18 protein-coding genes are annotated in these 22,041 nt (G+C 71.2%); 9 read left to right on the top strand and 9 right to left on the bottom strand.

What is annotated here, in order from left to right:
- Position 1: 1 nt before the first annotated feature.
- The 5 genes from MFF06_RS20805 to MFF06_RS20825 are packed head-to-tail and all read right to left on the bottom strand — an operon-like array spanning position 2 to position 5,840.
- A complete protein-coding gene (locus MFF06_RS20805) occupies positions 2-2,446 on the bottom strand; it encodes a glycosyl hydrolase 2 galactose-binding domain-containing protein (protein ID WP_238207690.1) in 2,445 nt (814 codons plus the stop codon).
- Positions 2,447-2,453: 7 nt separating this feature from the next.
- Positions 2,454-3,422 (bottom strand): DUF1839 family protein, encoded by a 969-nt coding sequence (locus MFF06_RS20810; RefSeq protein ID WP_238207692.1) that lies wholly within the window; start codon positions 3,420-3,422, stop codon positions 2,454-2,456.
- A 5-nt stretch (positions 3,423-3,427) separates the two neighbouring features.
- A complete protein-coding gene (locus MFF06_RS20815) occupies positions 3,428-4,396 on the bottom strand; it encodes an amino acid--[acyl-carrier-protein] ligase (protein ID WP_238207694.1) in 969 nt (322 codons plus the stop codon).
- Positions 4,396-5,562 (bottom strand): acyl-CoA dehydrogenase family protein, encoded by a 1,167-nt coding sequence (locus tag MFF06_RS20820; RefSeq protein WP_238207696.1) that lies wholly within the window; start codon positions 5,560-5,562, stop codon positions 4,396-4,398. The genes MFF06_RS20815 and MFF06_RS20820 overlap by 1 nt, the downstream gene beginning before the upstream one ends.
- Entirely contained in the window at positions 5,559-5,840 is a 282-nt protein-coding gene (locus MFF06_RS20825; protein ID WP_370876580.1) for an acyl carrier protein, read from the bottom strand. The genes MFF06_RS20820 and MFF06_RS20825 overlap by 4 nt, the downstream gene beginning before the upstream one ends.
- A gap of 622 nt (positions 5,841-6,462) precedes the next feature.
- Here MFF06_RS20825 and MFF06_RS20830 point away from each other — a divergent pair.
- Genes MFF06_RS20830 through MFF06_RS20840 form a run of 3 tightly spaced genes read left to right on the top strand, consistent with a single transcriptional unit; the run spans position 6,463 to position 12,105 of the window.
- The gene (locus MFF06_RS20830; protein ID WP_238207706.1) at positions 6,463-7,119 is read left to right on the top strand and encodes an ImuA family protein; all 657 of its coding nucleotides are present in this window, start codon (positions 6,463-6,465) and stop codon (positions 7,117-7,119) included.
- On the top strand, positions 7,046-8,725 hold the full coding sequence (locus MFF06_RS20835; RefSeq protein WP_238207708.1) for a DNA polymerase Y family protein: 1,680 nt from the start codon (positions 7,046-7,048) through the stop codon (positions 8,723-8,725). Before MFF06_RS20830 ends, MFF06_RS20835 begins: the two co-directional genes overlap by 74 nt.
- Positions 8,726-8,739: 14 nt before the next feature.
- Positions 8,740-12,105 carry an error-prone DNA polymerase gene (locus MFF06_RS20840; RefSeq protein WP_238207710.1) on the top strand — a complete coding sequence of 1,122 codons (3,366 nt, stop codon included), beginning with the start codon at positions 8,740-8,742 and terminating at the stop codon, positions 12,103-12,105.
- A gap of 160 nt (positions 12,106-12,265) precedes the next feature.
- On the opposite strand, the gene MFF06_RS20845 is transcribed toward MFF06_RS20840, so the two are convergent.
- Together MFF06_RS20845 and MFF06_RS20850 are read right to left on the bottom strand one after the other, a co-directional pair.
- Entirely contained in the window at positions 12,266-12,664 is a 399-nt protein-coding gene (locus tag MFF06_RS20845) for a photosystem reaction center subunit H (protein ID WP_238207712.1), read from the bottom strand.
- 15 nt (positions 12,665-12,679) lie between these two features.
- On the bottom strand, positions 12,680-13,105 hold the full coding sequence (locus MFF06_RS20850; protein ID WP_238207714.1) for a response regulator: 426 nt from the start codon (positions 13,103-13,105) through the stop codon (positions 12,680-12,682).
- 341 nt (positions 13,106-13,446) lie between these two features.
- On the opposite strand from MFF06_RS20850, the gene MFF06_RS20855 reads away from it, so the two are divergent.
- The 3 genes from MFF06_RS20855 (at position 13,447) to hspQ (ending at position 15,630) form a co-directional block, all read left to right on the top strand.
- Positions 13,447-14,460: a WD40 repeat domain-containing protein gene (locus MFF06_RS20855; RefSeq protein ID WP_238207716.1), complete on the top strand. Its 1,014-nt coding sequence runs from the start codon at positions 13,447-13,449 to the stop codon at positions 14,458-14,460.
- Positions 14,461-14,501: 41 nt separating this feature from the next.
- The gene (locus MFF06_RS20860; RefSeq protein WP_238207718.1) at positions 14,502-15,218 is read left to right on the top strand and encodes a DJ-1/PfpI family protein; all 717 of its coding nucleotides are present in this window, start codon (positions 14,502-14,504) and stop codon (positions 15,216-15,218) included.
- Positions 15,219-15,291: 73 nt separating this feature from the next.
- Positions 15,292-15,630, top strand: a complete 339-nt coding sequence (gene hspQ, locus MFF06_RS20865; protein ID WP_238207720.1) for a heat shock protein HspQ — start codon at positions 15,292-15,294, stop codon at positions 15,628-15,630.
- A 140-nt stretch (positions 15,631-15,770) separates the two neighbouring features.
- Here hspQ and MFF06_RS20870 read toward each other — a convergent pair whose 3' ends face one another.
- Positions 15,771-16,550: an invasion associated locus B family protein gene (locus MFF06_RS20870; protein WP_238207721.1), complete on the bottom strand. Its 780-nt coding sequence runs from the start codon at positions 16,548-16,550 to the stop codon at positions 15,771-15,773.
- 346 nt (positions 16,551-16,896) lie between these two features.
- Between MFF06_RS20870 and MFF06_RS20875 the strand changes: the two genes are divergently transcribed.
- Positions 16,897-18,138, top strand: coding sequence for an AMP-binding protein (locus tag MFF06_RS20875; protein ID WP_238207731.1), 1,242 nt, complete (start codon positions 16,897-16,899; stop codon positions 18,136-18,138).
- A 159-nt stretch (positions 18,139-18,297) separates the two neighbouring features.
- The gene (locus tag MFF06_RS20880; protein ID WP_238207733.1) at positions 18,298-18,642 is read left to right on the top strand and encodes a hypothetical protein; all 345 of its coding nucleotides are present in this window, start codon (positions 18,298-18,300) and stop codon (positions 18,640-18,642) included.
- Between the two features lie 282 nt (positions 18,643-18,924).
- On the opposite strand, the gene MFF06_RS20885 is transcribed toward MFF06_RS20880, so the two are convergent.
- Entirely contained in the window at positions 18,925-20,166 is a 1,242-nt protein-coding gene (locus MFF06_RS20885; RefSeq protein ID WP_238207735.1) for an FAD-dependent monooxygenase, read from the bottom strand.
- 356 nt (positions 20,167-20,522) lie between these two features.
- Here MFF06_RS20885 and MFF06_RS22730 point away from each other — a divergent pair, with 356 nt between their 5' ends.
- The gene (locus MFF06_RS22730) at positions 20,523-22,007 is read left to right on the top strand and encodes a GGDEF domain-containing protein (RefSeq protein WP_283207301.1); all 1,485 of its coding nucleotides are present in this window, start codon (positions 20,523-20,525) and stop codon (positions 22,005-22,007) included.
- Positions 22,008-22,041: the final 34 nt, after the last annotated feature.

Genomic DNA, 22,041 nt, shown 5'->3' on the forward strand with positions numbered 1-22,041 from the left:
CTCAGAACCTAAGGAGGTCGCCGCCGTTCAGCGCGGTGACGGTTCCACCCGGTCGGCCTTGTGTGCCGACGAGGGAGATGGATCGCGCGAAGCCCGGGACGAGGTGGAAATGATTGTCGGTCGGGCGCCCGTTCCCCTCCAGGTCGATGGCGACCCCGAGAGCCGGACGCTCGGTGGAGAGGCGCAGGACGAAGCCACCCTCGGCCTCGCTCAGATCGGCGATCAGGCCGAGGGCGGTGGGCGCGACGTCCCGCCCGAGGGGGAAGTGGAAGGCCTCCGCCAGGGCCGTACCCGTGCCGTCGATGAGCGCGACGTGCGAGAGGGTGTGGATCGCCGGGCCGAAGCGGTAGGCGCAGGTGGCGTCGAAGAAACGGCCGAGCAGTTCGGCGGAACTCCAGGCGAGCGCGCCGCGCGGCGGCAGGGTGACGGACCGTTCGGCCTTCGCCACCGCCTTGCCCGTGGCGTCGAGGACAGTCAGGCGCAGGCTCGCCGTGACGGTTTCGGGCGTCTCGTTCAGCGCATGGACGCGCAGCCCGTCGAGCCCCTCGTCCGTGAGCAGCACCTGCACCGGGCGGAAGGCACGCTTGAGGGCATACCACGCCGATTTCGGCAGGCCGTCATGGGCGATCAGGCCCCATCCGGCGCCCGGCGCGAGGTCCCGCCAGGACAGGACGAGGCCGCCCGCCGTGCGCGAGCGGTCGCGCCGCCACTCGGCGAAGGTCGCCTCCATGGCCTCCACGACAGCGGCCCGCCCGAGGGCGAGGTAGCGCGCGGGGTCCTCGTGACGGAGGCGGGCCGGGTCGGCGCCGTAGAGGGTGGCGACGTAATGGTCGCGGACGGTCTCGAAATCCCAGTCCGCTCCCCGGTCGCGGGGCACGCCCATGGCCCAGCGCGGGTCGGCGGGGTCGGTGAGGGCCGCCCGGCGCAGGCTCTCGGGCTCGGGAACGTTGGCGAAGGCGAGGCATTCGCTCGCGAAGCCGACCTCCGCCCGGCGGGCATCCTCGAAGGGCCGCAGGTAGGCGCCGACGCCGAAATAGTGCGTCGCGCCCGCCCGCACCGAGAAGGGAAGGTCGCCCCCGGAGGGCGAGTTCGGCACGGTGAGCAGGTCGGGCCGCCGGGCCGCGACGAGGTCGGGCAGGGTCGCGGTGGGGAACCCCCCGGACCACGCTTCGCGGGGCAGCCCGAGCATGGCGGCCTGCTGCCAGACCTCGCTGCCGCCGCAGACGACGGCGAGGGACGGCGAGGTCTGGGTCCGGTCGAGGAGGTCGGCGAGCTCGGCGGCGAGGGACTCCGCGAAGGCCGGGTCGTCGTGCGGATAGTCGAAGTTGGCGAGCATCAGGTCCTGCCAGACCAGGATGCCGCGTTCGTCGCAGAGGTCGTGGAAGGCGTCGGCCTCGTAGAGGGTGATGCCGGGCACCCGGAGCATGTTCACCCCGGCCTCCCGGGCGAGGTCGAGCATCGGACGGTAGCTGGCGGGCGTGCCCGACAGGCCGACGAGGTCGGCGGGCGTCCAGCAGGCGCCCCGGCAGAAGACCGGCACGCCGTTGACGGCGAGGCCGAGGCCCTCCTCGAAGGGCCGGGTGAGCGCGAGGCTCCGGAATCCGACCCGCCCGCACACGTAGCGGACGCCGCCCACCTCCGCCTCGACGGCGTGGAGGCGCGGCTCGCCGTGGGTGTGGGGCCACCAGGGTTCGATACCGGGCAGGACCAGTTCGCCCGCGTAGAGGCCGGGCTCCCTCCGCATCAGCGTCGCGTCGCGGCCGTCGCAGCGCAGGGTGGCCGTCTCGGCCTCGTGGCCGGGCAGACGCAGCCGGGCGACGAGGAGGCCGGTGGTGCCCTCCAGGCTCGCGCGGAGATCCGCCTCCACGGCCCCTTCTGCGGCGCGGGCGCGTGTCACGGGCCGATAGGGGCCGACGAGGTCGATCACCGGGGACCAGCCGGGCATGAAGCCGAGCAGGCTCGTGCGGTGGACGCGCAGCGAGCCGGGGGTCGCCAGCCGGGGCCGCCAGCGCCCGCGCTTGTGCGGGCGCGCGAGACCCGCCGCCAGGGAGCGGAAGCACAGGACGAGGTCGTCCTCGCCCGTCAACTCGGCCTCGACCGTGACGGCGCGGAACATCGAGTCGGAGACTTCGACCCTTACGCCGTCGAGCCAGATCTCGCAGAGCGTCGCCAACCCCTCGAAGCGCAGGCGCTCCCGGCCCGTGCCCGTCAGGCGGGTGCGGTACCAGATGTCCTTGTCGTGGAGGGGGGCAGGCTCGGACTCGGACCAGAGGCCGGCCTCGCTCAAGGCGGCGGCGGCGGTGCCCGGCACTGCGGCGGGGATCCAGCTTCCGTCGGCCGGGAGGTCGCCCGGCCCGGCGCAGGCGCCGGGGGCGGTGGTCAGCAGTCGCCACGGGCCCTCGACGGCGCGGGGCGCGGTGCCGTCCAGGGCTCGGATGCGGGCCACCTTCCCCTCAGGCCAGCGCGTCGCGGAGGGCGCCGAGGACGTCCTCATAGGTGGCGGCGGGGCGCTCCAGCTTCTCCGGCAGGCCGGCGGCGCTGCGCTTGGCGAACGCGCGGGCGAGCTGGAACTGGAACGCCTTGGCCTCGGCCCCGAGACGGGTCGCGGCTTGCACCGCGGCGGTGAAATCCCCGGCGCCGGAGGCGGTGAGCCACGCGAGGTGGCTCCCCAGCATCTCGAAGTTCGCGCCGAGCTGGCGCGTCGTGTTGAACGCGTATTTGTGGAACACCGAGAGCGGGCGCTGCACCAGGGCGTCGCCGGTCTCCGTCAGCGCGACGGCGAAGGCCCTCACCGGGTTGCGCCGGGGTGCCCGCGCGAGGTTCGCCCGGAGCAGGCCGAGGGCGGCCTGCGAGAGGCGGTCGCCGGGCAGCGGCTCCGCGACCGCGCGCACGAACTCCGCGTAAGGCGGGAGGTCCGTCTGCGCGAAGATGCCGTCGTAATCGGCTCCCGAGAGGGTGAAACGCCCGGCATTGTGCAGGTAGTCGAGGTGTTTGGCGGCCGGATCGAGGGAGAGGATGCCGATGGTGGTCTTGGAGTGCTCGCGGCCATAGGTCGTGCCGGCGGTGTCGGGGAGGTGGAGCGCGTCCACCTCCACGAGAACCACGTTGCCGCGCGCGGCTTGGATCACCGCGTGGGTTTCCAGGCCGTCGTAGATCGCGAGTTCGTCGAGCCGGAGGCCGTACAGATCCTCGATCTCGGCCATGGACGGCTTGAAGAAGGTGAACTGGTCGCCCTCGAAATCCTGGCGGACGGTGAAGCCCAGCATCGCCTCCGGCGCGAGCCCCCTGACGTGCAGGAGCTCGATCCAGAGATCGACGTAGCAATTGGTCTCCGGCCAGGACCTGTCCTGCCCGTGCAGCCGATGGGCGGCGTAGGCGGGAGCGGTGCTGGACGTGTCCGTCAGGGCGAGGGCGGCGCTCACGGTTCTCAGCCCCACAGGGTCGCGCGGACGTCCGCCGGCCAGGCGTCGAGGTCGAGGCCGTGGTGGCGCAGCAGCGCCAGGGTGATGCGCTCCAGCCCGAAGCCGACGCAGGCCGTATGGGCGACGCTGCCGTCGGCCTGGGTGAGACCCCAGGTCGTGCCGAAATGGTCCTGATGGTAGTTGAAGCTGAGGCAGGCGGTCGGCTTCTCGACGCTGTTGACCGGCACGTTCAGTTCGAACTTCAGGTTCTGGTTGCGCTGGTTGTTGGCGAGCATCTTGCCGGCGCGGCCGAAGAACGGATCGTTGGCGAGGTCCACCGCCAGCGGCAAGCCGAGCCCGGCCATCATCTTGGTGCCCCGGTCGAGCCAGACCTCGCGGAAGGCCAGGACCTCGTCGGGGCTGCCCATGCGGACGTATTCGCGCATCCGGAACAGCTGCATCCGGGTCGGCTCGAGGGAGGGCTCGTGCCGGAAGCAGTAGGATTGCAGGTCGAACAGCAGACCGCCCTGCGGGAGCGGACCGCGCGCGGCGGCCGTGGGATAGAGCGGGTAGCAGGCGGCGGGCGTCAGCACGATGTCGGTGGCGGCCTGTTTCTCCGTCCAGTCCTTGCCGGCCTCGACGCAGGCGAGGAGGCGGGCGTGGTCCGCCTCGTTGCCGCAGAAACTGTGCACGGTGCCGGCGAGGTGCGGGAAGCCCTTGAGGTAGCCACTGCGCTCGAAGGTCGAGCGGCTCATGCCCGGCGGGAAGCGCATCACCTCGGCCTTGTCGTCGGCGCCGAGGCGGGAGACGAGGCGATCCAGGGCCTCGACGACGGATTCGAACGCGCCGCTCCGGCCGTAGAGGCCGTCCACGCCGGTGCGCACGAGGAGACCGGCGTCGAACAGCCGATCGAGGAAGGTGGGGGCCTCCGCGGCGGGGGAGTCCGGCAGCGCCTCGGGAGAGGCGTCGCGGTCGAGGGCGGGCAGGCTGTCCATCAGGCGCTCAGGAGCTGGCCGCCGCCCTTCTGCACCAGCAGAAGGTTGGCGGTGTTGGAGAGGATGCGGTCGTTGGCGATCATCAGCGGCGCCGACATCACGTCGCGCAGCGGCCGTCCGAGGCTGAACGGGGTGTCGTTGCGGTAGCCGGAGATGCCGACGATCCCGAGCGCCCGCTGGACGATATCGACGGCCATGGTGGAGGAGGTCGTCTTGACGTTGTTGAGGCTCACCGCGAACCCGATCGAGGAGAGTTCGTCTGGCTCGTGCTGGGCGCCCTCGAACTTGCGCAGGCCGGAGAGGACGGTGGCCTTCATCGCCTGGAGGGCGTTGGCGGCCTCCGCGAGGCGGAGCGCGCTCGGCGGCACGGTGCCGGGGCGGCGGCGGGCCTCGCCCTGCACGTAGCTGCGGGCGCGATCGACGGCATAGGTCGCGATCCCGAACCACACGCTCGACCAAAGGAGGTGCGAGGAGGCGAGCATCGACTGCGCCGCGATCTCCGCGAAGGGTTTCGGCAGGATCTGGACGGTGGGCACGCCCCGGGCTTCCAGCCGGAAGCCTTCGCTGCAGGTGCCGCGCATCCCGAGCGTGTCCCAGGTGGAGGTCCGGTTCAGGCTCATCTGGTCGCGCATGAGGGCGACGAGGACCTGATCGGAGGTCGGCGCCTCCGGGTTGCGGCGGGCGGTGACGAGGATCACGTCCGCCTCGGCCCCGTAAGAGATGACGCTGGCGTCCTTACCGAGGTTGAACAGGTCCCCATCGGCCTCGACGGCGCAGAGGCTGTTGCGCAGGTCGCCGCCGATGCCCGCTTCGGTGGTCGAGGAGGCGATGAGCAACTGCTCGTTGGCGACCTTGGCCATCAGGCCGCAGTGCCAATCGCTGGTGAGCCCATGGGTGACGAGGCTCGCAAGCTTGATGTGGTGCATGGCGAAGACCATCGCCGAGGCGCTGCACGCTTGGCCGAGGGTGCAGCACACCTCGGCGATCAGAGCGAGGCCCGCGCCCTCGCCGCCGTACTGGGTCGGAACCTGCAGGCCGAGCAGGCGCTCGGCCTTGAGCGCCGCCACGGCCTCGGCCGGGAAGCGCCCCTCGCGATCGACCGTATCGGCGTGCTGGGCGGCGACGGCCGCGACGCGCTTGGCCCGGCGGACGAGGTCCTGGGTCACGCGGCTTCTCCGAGGGTCAGGCTCGTGACCGTCTCGCGGATGATGCGGATGGTGGAGAAGGACCGGCGGTTCAGGAGCGAATCGGGGAATTCGACATTGAAGCGCTCCTCCAGGGCCAGCATCAGCTGCACCGACCCGAAGGAGTCCAGCCCCTTCTCGAACAGATCATCGTCCTCGCCGAGAGTATCGACCAGATTCGACATCGCCTCGTTTTGCCGAAGGATGTCCCGTACGACTTCGTCGGAGACCATTGCATTGTCCTCTGCTAATATTTGCATTCTCGCGCTCGGCAGGAAACTTGTCAATTTTAGCCGAGGTTCATCGTAAATTTTGTTGCATTTGGCGCGCTAGCATCAATTTTCGCGATCTTATCAGGCCGATCGCATTACCCTGAGGCTAATGAAATCTATAAGGGACTGCGCTTTCAGTCGTCGATCTTCGTCAGAGCCCCGGATTCCCGCGATGATCTCCGGTTTGCGACCCTTGTGCCGATGCGCTGCAGAGAACGGCATGAAGGTTGTAATCTCGTTGTGATTTCTGGTTTCAATTGAGTCTCGACCCCATCTCCCCACTCATCCACACCAGTCCACAGGCCAAGCCGTTGCGGCTGCGGTCTAATCCAGATCGCTTTCGGATCCTGTTGAGTTTGTTCCTGTTATGTTCCTATCTCGGGGCGAGACGGGGCAAGCGGGGATGTCGTGGAAACCGATGCAGGAGCCACCGGAGGGGACGGTGCAGGAACGCAGGGGGCGGGTCCCCGGTGTTCCAGTGTCGGAATCGGTCCCGGGCCCCGGTCCCGGCACGCTTTCACGCGCCGGGCCGCCCCCGGGGCCGGAGAGGACCGCCCTCGCGCAGCTGCGGATCCTGCTCGCACCCGGGGAGGCGCAGCACCGGGCAGGGATGCCCCTGGGGCTGCCCGCCCTGGAGGCGCATCTGCCCGGCGGCGGACTCGCCCTCGGGCCGCCCCACGAGATCGCGCCCGCCGAGCCGGGCGACGCGGCCGCGGCCCTGGCCTTCGCCCTCGCCCTGTCCGCCATCCGGCTCGCCGGGGTGAAGGGCGAGGCGCTGATCGCCGCCGGGCCGGATCAGCCCCTGCCCTACGGCCACGGCCTCGCCTCCCTCGGGCTCGATCCCGGACGGGTGCTCCTGATGGAGGCGGGGGGCGACGGGGAGGTCTATCGCGCCCTGGAGGCGGCGCTCCACGCCCGCTGCCTCGCGGTCCTCGTCGGGCTCGTGGGCGGGGGGCTTCCCCTGAAGGCGGGGCGGCGGCTCCAGCTCGCCGCCGAGGGAGGGGAACCGCCCCTCGTCCTCATCCTGCGGCCGCCGGGACCGGGAACGCCCAACGGCGCCGCGACACGCTGGTCGATCGCCTCCGCGCCGGGGGGGCTGGACCGCTTCGGACTCCTCGCCACGCCCCGGTGGGGGGCGCGGCTCGACCGGTGCCGCAACGGACGCGGCGGGGCATGGCTTCTGGAGTGGGACAGTGCCGCGCATCGTCTGCGTCTGCCTGAGCGACTGGCCCGTGACGCGGCTGCGGCGGGCGGGGCTCGCCCCTGAGCCGGGACCGCACGCCGTGGCCGCCGCCGGTTCCGGCGGCCTGCGCCTCGTCGCCCTGAACGGGGAGGCGCGGGCCCTCGGCCTGCGGCCGGGGGAACTCCTCGGCCGCGTCCGGGCGCGGGTCGGCGTGCCGTTGCGGATCCACCCCAACGATCCCGAGGCGGACGGCGCTGCGCTCCTGCGCCTGTGCCGCTGGGCCTCACGCTACACTCCCGCCGTCGCGCCCTTCGGCCCGGCCGAGGGGCGTCACGGCCTCTACCTCGACATCCAGGGCGCCGCCCATCTCCTCGGGGGCGAGGCGGCCCTCATCGCCGACCTCGCCGAGCGCCTCGACCGGGCCGACATCCCTGCGCGGATCGCGCTCGCCGACACGCCGGGGGCGGCCTTCGCCGTGGCCGGGTTCGGAAACACGGTTTCGCCTCAGATGCTCACGAAGCACGGACGCCCTTTTTCCGGGGCGCCGCAGGCGAAGCCGGAATCCAGAACCGCCAGCGGAGTCCCGCTCGGCACAGTCGGGGTGTCTGGATCCCCGGCTCCGCCACACGACCCCGGGATGACGGGTCGAGAGCCTATTCCACCCCTCCTCATCCTCCCCGGCGAGGCCGCCGCCCGCCTCGCCCCCTTGCCGGTGGAGGCCCTGCGGCTCGATCCCGGCATCGCCGCCGGACTGCGGCGGCTCGGCCTGAAGCGGATCGGTGATGTCGAGGCCCTGCCCCGGTCGGGTCTCGCCCGCCGGTTCGGCCTCCCGCTGCTGCTCCGCCTCGACCAGGCCCATGGGCGTCGGCCCGAGCCCCTGGCGCCGCTCGCGGAGGCCGACAGCTTCTCGGCGGCGAGGGGCTTCCTCGATCCGATCGGGCGGCAATCCGACGTGGTCGCCGCCGCCCGCGAGCTGATGGGCGAGATCGCCCCGCGGCTGGAGCGGGCCGGGTTCGGCGCCACCGCCCTGCGCCTCACCCTCCACCGGGTCGATGGCGCCGTGCGCAGCCTGGAGATCGGCCTGTCCCGGCCCGACCGCTGCCCCACGCGGATCGCTTCCCTGGTCGCCCTGCGGCTCGAACGCCTCGGGGCCGCCCTGGAAGCCGGATTCGGCTTCGAGACGGTGGCCCTCGCCGTCACCGGAGCCGAAATCATGCCCGCGACCCAGACGGAACTCGCCGGATCCGGGCAGGGCGAGCGGATCGCGACGCTGGCCGACATCCTCGCCCAGCGGATCGGCCGGAAGCTGGTGCGCCTCGCGCCGCAGGAGAGCCACCAGCCCGAGCGGGCCGAGGGAGCCGTGCCCTGGACGGTCCCCGCCCTGCCCTACCCGGACCATCTCCCGGTCCGCCCCCTGGTCCTGTTCGCCCGCGCCGAGCCGGCTGCGGACGTCTTCGCCCTCGCCCCCGATGGCCCGCCCCATCGCTTCCGCTGGCGGCGGCAGGAGCACCGGGTCGCCCGCGCGGAGGGACCGGAACGGATCGCCTCCGAATGGTGGCACCGGCAGGGGGAGCCGCGCGACTACTACCGCATCGAGTGCGAGGCCGGGCGGCGGCTGTGGCTCTACCGCGACGGGCCGTACCGGGCCGACAGGCCGGCGGCGTGGTTCGTCCACGGGATCTTCCCGTGAGAGGAGATCTCGCCGTGACCGAGCCCGCTTACGTCGAGCTTGGCGTCACCACGAACTTCTCCTTCCTGCGCGGCGCCTCGCATCCGCAGGAATACGTCATGCAGGCGGCGGCCTACGGCCTCGTGGGGATCGGCGTTGCCGACCGCAACACCGTCGCGGGGCTGGTCCGCGCCCATGCCGCTGCCCGGCAGAGCGAGGCCGAGGGCACTCCAATCCGCTTCCTGCCCGGCGTGCGCCTCGTCACCGAGGACGGATTCGAGACCCTCGCCTATCCGATGGACCGGGAGGCGTGGGGCCGCCTCTGCCGTCTGCTCACCGCCGGCAACCGGCGCAGCCGCAAGGGCGAGTGCCGCTTCAGCTTCACCGAGATGCTGGAGGCCGCGCAGGGGCAGGTCTTCGTCGCGATGCCCACCGGGCGGCGGCCGGAGCCCTCCGCCGCCTTCCTCGCCCGCTGCGAGGCGCTGGCGGCGGCGGCCCCCGGCCGGGTCTGGCTCGGGGCGAGCCACCGCCGCCGGGGGGACGAGCGTCTGCGCTTGCGCCTCCTCGACGAGACCGGCCGCCGCCTCGGCACGCCGATGGTGGCGGTCGCCGACGCCCTCTATCACCACCCCGACCGGCGCCCGTTGCAGGACGTGCTGACCTGCATCCGCGAGGGCTGCACCGTCGAGACGGCGGGCTACCGCCTGGAGGCCAGCGCCGAGCGCCACCTAAAGCCCGCCGCCGAGTTGGCGCGGCTGTTCCACGAGTACCCGGAGGCCCTCACCCGCACCGTCGAGATCGCGGAGCACTGCACCTTCGACCTCGCCCAGCTCCATTACGAGTATCCCGACGAGCCGGTGCCCCCCGGCCGCGTGGCGCAGGAGTATCTGGAGGAGAAGACGTGGCACCGGGCCCGCTACTGGCGCTACCCGGACGGCATCCCGAAAGCCGTCGAGGAGACGCTGCACACCGAACTCGGCTTCATCGCGAAGATGAAATTCGCCCACTACTTCCTGACCATCAGCCAGATCGTGGATTTCGCCCGGGACAGGGGCATCCTCTGCCAGGGCCGGGGTTCGGCGGCCAACTCCGCCGTGTGCTTCTGCCTCGGCATCACCGCCGTGGATCCGTCCAAGCACCGGCTGCTCTTCGCCCGCTTCATCTCCGAGAACCGGGGCGAGCCCCCCGACATCGACGTCGATTTCGAGCACGAGCGGCGGGAGGAGGTGATCCAGCACCTCTACGCCCGCTACGGCCGCGAGCGGGCGGCGCTGTGCGGAACGGTGATCCATTACCGGCCGCGCATGGCGATCCGCGAGGTCGCCAAGGCGCTCGGCCTGTCGGAGGACGTGGCGGCCTCCATCGCCGACGGCGTCTGGGGGTCCTGGGGCAAGGACCTGCCCGACGAGCACGTGAGGCAAGCCGGGCTTGACCCCGCCAACCCATCCTTGCGCCGGGCGCTGACTCTAGCCCACGATTTGATCGGCTTCCCCCGCCACCTGTCGCAGCATGTGGGCGGCTTCGTGCTGACGCGCGGGCGCCTCGACGAGACCGTGCCCGTGGGCAACGGGGCCATGCCCGACCGCACCTTCATCGAATGGGACAAGGACGACATCGATGCGCTGGGCCTGATGAAGGTCGATGTGCTGGCGCTCGGGATGCTCACTTGCCTCAAGCGCGGCCTCGACTTCCTGAAGCGCGACCACGGGATCGAGTACGAGACCCTCGCCGACCTGCCCCCGGAGGATCCGGCCACCTACGCCATGCTGTCGAAGGCCGATTCCGTCGGCGTGTTCCAGGTCGAAAGCCGGGCGCAGATGTCGATGTTGCCCCGGCTGAAGCCGCAGGAGTTCTACGACCTCGTGGTTCAGGTCGCCATCGTGCGCCCCGGCCCGATCCAGGGCGACATGGTCCACCCCTATCTCCGCCGCCGCTCTGGGGTGGATCCGGTGGAGTATCCGGCGCCGCATCCCGACCACGGGCCAGCCAACGAGCTGGAGGAGGTGCTGAAGAAGACCTACGGCGTGCCGCTCTTCCAAGAGCACGCCATGCAGATCGCCATCACGGCGGCGGGCTTCTCGCCGGCCGAGGCGGACGGACTGCGCCGGGCCATGGCGACCTTCCGGCATGTGGGGTCGATCGGCGGGTTCGCGGAGAAGTTCGTTGGCGGGATGACCCGGCGCGGCTACCCGCAGGACTTCGCCGAGCGGTGTTTCGCGCAAATCAAGGGGTTTTCCACCTACGGCTTCCCAGAGAGCCACGCGGCGAGCTTCGCGCTCCTCGTCTACGCCTCGGCCTGGATGAAGTGCGCCCACCCGGACGTCTTCCTCGCCGCGATCCTCAACGCGCAGCCCATGGGCTTCTACCAGCCGGCTCAACTCGTCCGCGACGCCCGCGCCCACGGGGTCGAGGTCCGCGCCGTCTGCGTCAACGCCAGCGAGTGGGACTGCACCCTGGAGCCCGCTGGGAACCCCCGCCTGCACGCCGTCCGCCTCGGCCTGCGGCAGGTGAGCGGCCTGCCGGAGGCCGCCATGCGCCGCCTCGTGCGCCTGCGGGCCAACGGTTACGCCAGCATCGAGGGCTTACAGGCGGCCCTGGCCCTGCCCCGCAACGTGCTCGAACGCCTCGCCGAGGCGGATGCCTTTCGCAGCCTCGGCCTCGACCGCCGGGCCGCCCTCTGGGCGGTGCGGGCGCTGGAGGGGTTGTCACGGCGCACTTCGTCATCGGGAGCGGAGCGAAGCAATCCAGGGCAACGGGACACTCCAGAAGATGGCGCATCCCTGGAGTGCTTCGCCGACGCTCGCAATGACGACAGGAGGGCCGATCTGCTCGCCGCCCCCCTGCCCCTCTTTGCATGGCACGCCGACGACGGCCTGTTCCGCCACGAGCCCGAGGCATCGCTTCCCGCCATGGCGGCCTCGGAGACGGTGGCCGACGACTACGCCGCGACCAGCCTGTCGCTTCGGGGGCACCCGGTGGCGTTCTTCCGCGAGCGCCTCGCCAGGATCGGCGCCATCACCACCCGTGCCCACCTCGATCCCGCCCTGCCCCAGGGAGCGCGGGTGACGGTGGCGGGGATCGTGCTGGTGCGCCAGCGGCCGGGGACGGCCAAGGGCGTCGTGTTCCTGACCCTGGAGGACGAGACCGGCATCGCCAACATCATCGTCTGGAAGACGGTCTTCGAGGCGAACCGGCGCATCGCCATGCAGGCCCGCTTCCTGGCCGTGCGGGGCCGGGTGCAGCGGGCGGGCGAAGTGGTCCACCTCGTCGCGGAGGGATTTCGCGATCTCACCGCCTCGCTTCGCGACCTGCGCGAGGGCGGCCTGCCCCTTCCGCCGGACACCAACGACTTCTCGGCGCCGAGCCACCGGGCGCCGTACCGGAGCCGGGACTTTCATTAGGGTGCTTTGGTCGAACCTGAATTGCAGACCGCGACGGGCTCTCCTCCCCCTCCCCACAAGGGGGAAGGAGCCCGCGTTCACCGTTGAAACGTTGCGATCCACGTCAAACCGAGGCTTCGCTTCCGCTCGGAATGACAGCTTTGGCGAATGGCGGCGCCGGTTACTGCGCCTTCGGCTTCTCGGCAGGCGCCTTCTCGGCCGGCGGCTTCTCCGACTGACCCTTCGGCTTGCGCGCCTCCACGATGGACTCCGCCTTGTCCTCGTCGGTGTCGCCACCCTGCTCGATGGTCTTGGCCGGGTCGGAGAGGAGGGAGCGGGCGATGCCGAGCAGCACCTCACACTCGCCCGGATACTTGTAGGTTTCGAGGACGATGGCGGCGTCACGCAGGGTGCGCAGATCCCGCACGGTCTGGGCGTTCGCGTCCTGCTGCAGTTCCGGCTTGGCGGCGATCTGTTCTTCGATCCGCGCGCCTTTAACGTCGCAGGCGGCCTGCGCATCCGCCCAGGGCATCAGGGCGCCCAACGTCAGGCCGAACAGGGCGAGCAGGCAGGGCCGCATGGGTCTTGGTTCCAGTCAGACGGGGTGGAGGGAGGTTCGGCGGAGGAGATCGTTGGTCAGGGCCACGAGCTGGCTCGGCCGATAGGGCTTGGGAACGAAGAGCGAATCCGGCACCGCCTCGCCGCCCGCGAGGCAGGTCCGGCCGCCGGAGGTGTAGACCACGGCGAGGTGGGGGCACGTCTCGCGGGCATGGCGCGCGAGGACGAGCCCGTTCGTGTTGCGGGCGAGGTCGATATCCGTGAACAGCAGGTCGACGCTCTCCCGCGAGAGGATCGCCTCGGCCTCCCAGGCGTCGGCGGCGGTGAGCACCCGGTAGCCCTCATCGAGCAGCGCCTCGGTGGCGAGCTCGCAGACGAAGGGCTCGTCCTCCACCACCAGCACGGTGGTGGGGGCGGCGGCGAAATGCGGGACGGCCGGAACAGCGTAGGCGTAGGGAATCATGACGCAACTCCAACTCATCCGACGGGGGCAACCGCCCCGCTGACGGATCGCAGGAGAAACAGGCCTCCGCTCCGCAACGTTCGCCGGACTTGCATCGAATTGCCGAGATTAGGTGAGCAGGGTGTTAACCCCGTCGCTGTCCCGGTGAACGGAGGCGTCGAAATGGTTAATGAACGGTTGATACAACTACCGGACGAGTTCGCTCCGCGGTAATCCGGTGCCACCGGACGCGGGACCGGCGGGGACTCGGGGCCCCGGACCGGTCCGGGGCTGGTACTCGCCGCACTCCCCGGATAGGTCGGTCCCCACGTGTCGCCCGGCCCGCCCGCAAAGGCCCTTCCATGAGTTCGCCCCTCTCCACCGCCTCGCTCACCAGCCATGTCGTCCCGGTCGAGGCCGGGGCGCACGCGGTGTCGGCCCACTGGCTCGGGGACGTGGCCTGCCTGACCCTGGCCGACGGGCAGGTCGCCTTCATCCGGGAGGGCGCGGCGACCCACGTTCCCGCCCATCCCGACAGCGCGATCCTCGCCGCGGCGGCGGATTCCTCCCGGATCGTCACCGGCGGGGACGACGGCCGCGTCGTCGAGACCCGCTCGGACGGCACGAGCGCCGAGATCGCTAAGGCCCCCGGCGGCGGCTGGCTCGACGCCCTGGCCCTGCACAGCGATGGATCGGTGGCCTACTCGTCGGGGCGCAACGTCGTGGCCCGGGATGCGAAGGGCCGGGAGCGGACCTTCCAGGCCCCCACTACCGCCCGGGGGCTCGCCTTCGCGCCGAAGGGCTACCGCCTCGCCGTGGCGCACTACAACGGCGTCAGCCTCTGGTACCCGAACCTCGACAAGGAGGCCGACCCCCTCGCCTGGAAGGGCTCCCACATCGACGTGACGTGGTCGCTCGACGGGCGCTTCGTCGTCACGACGATGCAGGAGAATGCCCTGCACGGCTGGCGCCTCCAGCCCGACCGGGGCCACATGCGGATGTCGGGCTACCCCGGCAAGGTCCGCTCCCTGGCGTGGTCGGGGGACGGGAACTGGCTCGCCACCGGCGGCGCCGAGGCGGCCATCGTCTGGCCCTTCGATTCCAAGGAGGGCCCGACCGGCAAGCCGCCGCGCGAGTGCGGCGTCCGGCCCGCCCGCGTCTCCCGCGTGAGTTTCCACCCGAAGGCCCCCGTCCTCGCCATCGGCTACGAGGACGGATGCATCCTCCTCGTCCGCTTCACCGATGCGGCGGAGCTGCTGGTGCGCCCGGCGGTGGCGGGCAGCGGCATCACCGCCCTCGCCTGGGACGGACGCGGCGGCCGCCTGCTGTTTGGCTGCGCCGACGGGCAGGCGGGCGTCCTCACGCTGCCCGCTTAGACCGTGTTACGGACCTCCCGCGCTCAGACCGGGGGTCCGCTATGATCGACCACGACACGCCGCTCACCATCGGCTCGCTGCTGTTCGAGGGGATCGACCAGATCGACCTCACCGGGCCCTACGAGGTCTTCGCCCGGCTGCCGAACGCCTCGGTGCGGATCTACGGGAAGACCATGGCGCCGGTCAGGGATGTCCGGGGCCTGCGCCTCACGCCGGACGCCACCCTCGCGGAGGCCCCGCAACTCGACGTGCTGCACGTTCCCGGCGGTGCCGGACAGGAGGACGTGATGCACGACGAGGCCGTGCTGTCCTGGCTGCGCCGGCAGGCGGGCGGGGCGAAGGCCGTCTTCTCCGTGTGCACCGGCGCGCTCATCCTCGGTGCGGCCGGACTGCTCCGGGGCAGGCGGGCGACGACCTACTGGAGCGCTTTCCCCCTGCTCTCGTCCTTCGGCGCCATTCCGGTGGACGAGCGGGTTGTCCGGGACGGCGACTGGATCTTCGCGGCCGGCGTCACGGCCGGGATCGACGGGGCCCTGCGCCTCGCCGCCGACCTCCGGGGCGAGGAGACGGCACGGGCGATCCAACTGATGATCCAGTACGCCCCGGAGCCGCCCTTCGACAGCGGGAGCCCGCACACCGCCTCGGCGGAGACCGTGGCCTCCGTCCGCGAAAAGAACGCCGCGCTCATCGCCCGCCGGACGGAGACGGCGCGGGCCTTCGCCCAACGATTCGGCCAGGACGCCGATGGCCGCCAATGAGCCGGCCCCCGCGGAGCGCCACGGTGACATCGTCCGCAGACGCGCTTATCTGTCCGGCAGGACGGAACGTGATATGACGGATACCACACTCAAGACCGCGAAGTTCGGCATCGGCGCCATCGTGCGCCACAGGCTATACCCGTTTCGCGGTATCGTCTTCGATGTCGACCCGGTCTTCGACAACACCGAGGAGTGGTGGCTGGCGATCCCCGAGGAGGTGCGCCCGCGCAAGGACCAGCCGTTCTACCATCTCCTCGCCGAGAACGCCGAGACGGAATACGTCGCTTACGTCTCGGAGCAGAACCTCCTGCCCGATCATTCCGGCGAGGCCCTGCGGCACACGGGCATTCAGGAAATCTTCGAGCGCGACGCGAGCGGCACCTACCGGATGCGTGACCGCGCGACGAACTGAGGGCCGCCGCCCGGCGTGACGTTGCGAAAATCCCTTCGCGGGGTCTGATACGCAAAAGGCCGGGCATCGCTGCCCGGCCTTTTGCGTACCGGAGAGCGCCCGGAGGCGCTCCCGCACGAAGCCTTCTCGTTCCGTGATGCTTACTTCGCGGCCGGGGCCGGGGTGGCGGCCGGAGCGCCGGGGGCCTGGCCCTGCTGGGTCTCGAGCTTCTTGCGCATCTCTTCGCTGCGCTTCTCCAACTCGGCCTGGAGCTTCTTCTGCTGCTCCTCAAGGACCTTCGGGTCCATGGCCGGGCCGTCGAAGGCCTTGCCGAAGCCGGCGAGCGGCACGGCGAAGGTCACTTCGCGCTGGGTCTGATTCTGCACGGAGACGTTGAGGGTCGTGCCCTTCTTCATCGCGGCCAGCACGCCGGCATCGATGCCGGGGGCCTCGGCGAAGCAGCCGTTCGGGAAGCACACCGCGAAACGGCCGGCGGTCGCGGCCTGCCCGTCGATGCTGAAGCGGATGCCCGGCTGCAGCAGCAGGCCCAGCGGCAGGAGGAAGCGCACCACCCGCACTTCCTGCTTCTGCGCGGTGTTCTTCATGTCGTAGATCGCGGCGGCGAGGACCGGCTGGCCCTGGTCGGACACGAAATCGCGAGTCGTGTAGCAGATGTCGGTGCCCGAGTTCTGATCCTTGCCGCACACCTTGGTCCAGTCGGCTTGGCTCGGCTCCGACTTGAGGGCGACGATCTGCGGACCGGTCTGGGCGGCAGGGGTCTGGGCAGCCGGGGTCTGCGCGGGCGCAGGCGCAGGCGCGGCGGGGGCGGGCGCGGCGGCGGGCTTCTTGGGCTGAGCCACGGCCGGGGCGGCCGCCAGCGCGAGGCCCGCAAGGCCGAGGAGTGCGGCGCGCGCAAACGGCGAGGAGCGGGTGAAGGACATCGGCTCTGAATCCCTAGACGTTCGAGACTTCTGACGTGGAACCTGCGCGGCCAACCGTCGATCGATCCTGAGGCGCGCCGCGAGCGGGCTCGCCGTACGAAACCGGTTCGATTCTCTCAGGCCACCGACCGCAGCGGAGGGGAAGGATCCACCCGGACAGTCGGGCGGCTGCTTTCCCTCCGATTGAGGCGAAGGAATGACGCCGATGCCGAGAAGCCACACCGGCCGGCGCCTCCCTAGGCCCCCCCGGGCCGGGCCGCAAGGGGGGGCTCCCCGCCATCGTCAACCTCGGATTAACCATGGCCGACGAGTGTGCGGAGCTGAAGCGAGCCTTGCGGGGGATCGAGTGAACGCGCACGCGGCGCAGGATCGGGAAGCGGACGCGCCGTCTGCCCGTGCGGGGGGGCTCGCGGCTGCCCTCTTCGCGGGCGCCGGTCGCCATCCCCGCCGCTCGGCCCTGCGCGACGCCGGCGACCGCCGGGCCTGGAACGGCCGACCCGCCATCACCTGGACCTACGACGCCACGGCGGAGATCGTCGGACGGCTCGCGCGTGGGATCGCCGCATGGCGTCTGCCGGCGGGAAGCCGGATCGGACTCTGCTACGCCGGGGGGGCGGAAGCCACCCTGGCCCATCTCGCCGTGGAGGCCGCGGGCCACATCCCCTGCCTGCTCTCGCCGGTCTGGGACGTCGAGGCCCTGTCGGCGGCCATCGAGACCGCCAAGCTTTCGGCCGTCCTGTCGGAGGGACGCAGGGGACCGCGCCGCCCGGCCGACGAACTGGCCCAGGCCGCGATCCGCCATTTCGGCCTGCGATTCATCGCCGCCTTCGGCCCCAGCCTACCCGACGGGGTGATCAGCCTCGATGCCCTCGCCCTGGAACGCGGGATCGCCGAGCCCGAGCCGAGCCGGGGCGTCGTGACCTTCGTCGGCGGCGATCCGAGGAGGCCGGTCTACCGCGCGGCCGCCGCCCTCGACGCGGCGATCGCCGCCCATGTCGAGCGGTTGCCCGCCACCGATCGGATCCTCACCCTCCTGCCGCCCCACGACCTGCGCGGCCTCGTCACCGGGCTCGGCGCGGCCCTCGCGACGGGAAGCCTTCTGGAGACGCTGATCCCCTTCGATTCGGGAGCCTTCGGGATCGCGCTGGCCCGGCCGGTTCCCACCCGCCTCGTGGTGCCCGCCCCCTTCGAGGAGGCGGTGGCCGCCATGTCGCTCCCCTGGACGGTGCGCGCGATCGACGTGGTGCACCGTGCCCCCGCCAACCTGCCCGAGCCCAAGGTGAAGGACTTCACCGGCCCGCCGCGCCTCGATGTCCTGGTCCTCGACGAGGACGCGGTCGTCACGCGGCCGAGGGGGCGGTGGGACATTCCTGTGGATGCCGGGGGCGAGGGCGAGTCGCTGTCGGACGAGCGCGGGCCGATCCTGACCCGCCTGCCGGACGGTCGCCTCCTCTGCGACGGAGTCGCCTCCCGCGCCGCACCCTTGCACTGCGGCGAACACAACCTCACGGATGGGCTTTCCCGTAAGAAAACTACCTACCGTTCGGTCTACGCGGGGGATAAACTCGCGGTGGTGCCCATCGGCTAGCTGACGCACCGACCCCATTCAGCGACCGCTCAGGCGATCTCAGACACCCCTTCTTCCTTCGATGGACCGGGATCCAAACCGGCTTGTCGCGGGTTTCAGAGAGGTTTCTGGGCGCGGCTATCTTTCCATGCCGCAACCGATGGGGTATCGCTCAAGCTAATGGTTGCGCTGCAGCAAGTCCTGGTGGTGGACGATGGCGTACGAGCTGTCGACCATTCGCTCTCCGGCGAACTCGCCGGCCTCGGTTACGCGAGTGTCACCGCGTCGCTCGAAGCGGCCGACGACGTCCTCGCCGTGATCGCGCCGCCCGCCGCCGTCCTCGTCCAGGCTCCTGCCCGTCGGGACCCGGCCTATGCCCGACGCGCCGCCCGCCTCCGCGCCCGGATGCGCGAGAAGGGCATCCCCGTGATCCTGATCGGCGAAAACGGCGACGGCAGGGGCGGAGCCCCCGTCGATCTCGCCATGCGCCTCGGCGCCTGCGTTGCCGCCAAGCCGGATTACTGAAGCATCACCGTCAATGCTTTCCGATTGCGAGCGGAGTATAGAGCCGCGCGTCTGTAGCCGTGGCGGATCGGGTTGAGCCACACCCGTCGATCAATTTCTCGTCGTCATTGCGAGCGCAGCGACGCAATGATGTGGATGCGTGGGTCGACCAGGGCGGTTCAGGCGCTCGGCGTCTCCCCGCGGGGAGCGGTACTGTCCTGAATCACCGCCCCTCGCTCGCCACGACAGCGAGGGCGCTCATCCCTCTTTCCGAGGGCGAACTGCCCCTTCCCCCTCCAAGAATCAAGCGGCGGGCCGTGATGCCTGCGCCCGCATCAGTTCCGGCGCGCCGAAGCGCGGAAGGACGCCCTCGCGCATCACGATGCGGCGGAGGGGGCCGAGATGGGTCATCGCCAGCAAGCCGATCCCCCGGGCGAGATCGAGGGGCAGCAGGGCCGTCAGCAGGGAACGATTGAGGGCGTCCACCGCCGCCGTCCGGGCGGCCGCGTCGAGGCGGCGCCCGCGGGCGAAGGCGTCGAGCAGGCCGCGACCGCCCGGATCGCGCCCGTCCCGGCGGGCGCGGACCAGCAGGTCCCGCAGGGCGGCGGCGTCGCGGAGGCCGAGGTTCAGCCCCTGGGCGCCGATGGGCGGGAAGACGTGCCCGGCCTCGCCCACGAGGACCAGCCTGTTCGCGGCCGGCCGGGAGGCGAGCAGCCCCCGCATCGGGACGAGACCGCGCGGGCCGTCGATCCGCATGGCTCCGAGCATTCCGCGGGCCTGCCGCTCCACGGCGGCGGCCAGCGCCCCGTCGTCGAGGCCGGAGAGCCGCTCGGCCTCCTCCCGCGAGGCGACCCAGACGAGGCTCGACCGGAACCCCCCCGTCATGGGCACGAGGGTGAAGGGGCCGGAGCGGGTGTGGAACTCCGTCGAGATGTCGTCGTGAGGGCGGGTGTGGGCGAGGATCGTCGTCACCGCCGCCTGGGGATAGTCCCATTCGCGCACCGGGATGCCGCTCGCCGCACGCAGCGGCGAGCGTCCGCCGTCGGCCGCGACCACGAGCCGCGCCTCGACGGTCCGGCCATCCGCGAGGGACACGCGGGAGGCGTCCGCGCCGGCCTCGGCACCGGCGGAATCCGATTCGAACAGGGTCAGCCCGGGTTCCGCGCGGGCCCGCTGCCGAAGGGCCGCGACGAGATGCGCGCTCTCGACATTCCAGCCGAAGGCCTCGAGACCGATCTCGCCGCAGCGGAACCGGGCCGGTGGGGGACGAAACAGGCTGCCGGTATCGTCGATGATCTGCAACTGGCACAGGGGGCTCGCCTTCGGGGCGATCTCGTCCCAGGCGTCGAGGGCCCCGAGGAAGCGGACCGAGCCGTCCAGAAGGGCCACGGTGCGCCCGTCCGCGAGCGGGGCATGGCGACCGATCAGCGCCGTCGGTATCCCCGCCCGCGCACTCGCCAGCGCCGCCGCGAGGCCCACGGCTCCGGCGCCCACCACCGCCACCTCGAAGCGCGGCGTCGTCGTCTGCGATGTGGAATCCGTCACGGTCCGTCGTTCCCCGCCATCGTGTGGGCCAGTGCCACCTATCTGTTCCCGAGCTCTCGGCCTGCCAAGGGGGCTCGGCCTGCCAAGGGGGCTCGGCCTGTCACAGGGGCTCGGCCTTCCGAGGGGGACTCGGCCGGCCCATGGGGAACCTTGCCGCGCGGGAGTGGAGCGTGGGATTCGATCCCGCGCCCGCCCGCTTCCGCCTCATCGCGACGGCAGTTGCTGGAGGTCGCCGTCCGTCGAGCCGCCGGGCACGACGGACTGATCAATCGTATCGCCCGCTGAAAGGCTTCCTAAACCGGTTTTCACCGATCATGGAGAGGGGTGAAATCCGGAGATATCCCCGCGAGAGACTCATGCGAGACAGTTCATCTTCAGATCTCGCGCTGTCCCGGTGCCTCCTCCTCGTGGTCGGAGCGGTCCTGCTCGGCGCCCTCTGGGCCTACACGGGGTGGTCGATCTTCGAGGCGCGGGAGCGGGCCAAGGAGGCCGTTCGCCACGATGCCGCGAATCTGTTGGAGATCAGCGGGCAGGCCCTCGCCCGCGATTTCGAGATCTACGATTCCTCCCTGCGCACCGTCGCGGACCGCCTGAACAAGCCGGTGCTGGAGGAGACCGACCCCGAGTTGCGGCATCTCGCCCTGTTCGATCGGATTTCCCAGGCCAAGGGCTACGGCTCGATCTTCGTGCTGAACGACCGTGGGCAGGCCTATCTCGATTCCCGCTTCATCGTGCCCCGCCGTCTCGACGGCTCGGATCGCCTGTACTTCACGACCCACCGGGACGATCCGCATGCGGGCCTGTTCGTCGGACGGCCGTGGACGACGCGGATCAGCGGTCTCACGATGATCCCCCTCAGCCGCCGCCTCGCCTATGCGGACGGGGCCTTCGCCGGCGTCATCGTCGGGGCGATCGAGCTCGACTACTTCCGCCGGATGTTCGACCGCCTGCGGGGCAACACGCGGCTGACGATCGGCCTCGAATTCATCGACGGGAACGTCATCGTCAGCAATGCCGACCTCGCGCCAGACCTGATGATGTCCCTGGAGCCGGAGGTGTCGGGTTTCCGCGCCTCGACGCAGGTCGGCGACCTGCCCCTGCGCATCGTCGTCTCCGTGCCCGCCGAGACGATCCGCGCCGCCTGGCTGCCACGCATCCTGCCGAGCCTGTCGATCGCCTTCGGCCTGACCCTGGCGATCCTGGCCGTCCTGTTCGTCCTGAAGGAGGAACTGACCCGCCGGGTCATGGCCGAGGAGCGGGCGGTGGCGGCACAGGCCGAGTCCGAGCGCTTGGCCGCCACCGACGCGCTGACGGGCCTGTGGAACAGGCGCCGCTTCGAATCGGCCCTGGAACTGTGGGTGAAGCCCGGGGAGCGGCAGGGCTGGGCGCTGCTCCTCCTCGATGCCGACTGCTTCAAAGGGTACAATGACGTGTACGGCCATTCCGCCGGCGACATCGTCCTGCAGAGGATCGCCGGCGTCCTCATGGACCGGGCCGCGAGCCACGGCGGCAGCGCCTACCGCATCGGGGGCGAGGAATTCGCGGTGCTGGTCCCCTGCACGGATGCCGAGGCGCTCGTCTTCGCCGAGAACCTGCGCGCGGCCGTCGCGGACCTGGCGATGCCCCACGCCCAGCACCCCAAGGGGATCCTCACGGTGAGCGGCGGCCTCGCCCATGGCAGCCACATGCCGAATGTCCCCTCCCGCGCGTGGTTCAACGCGGCCGACGAGGCGCTGTATGCCGCAAAGCGGCAGGGCCGGGACCGGATCTGTCTCGCGGCGGCCAACCACGCGAAGGAGGCCGGGTGGGCACCCCTGTCCCTGCGTGCCGCCTCGGCCTGAGGCCGCGACGATGCGGCGGCGGGCCGGGTTTGCG

This window comes from Methylobacterium aerolatum, from assembly GCF_022179085.1.
Classification (GTDB): domain Bacteria; phylum Pseudomonadota; class Alphaproteobacteria; order Rhizobiales; family Beijerinckiaceae; genus Methylobacterium; species Methylobacterium aerolatum.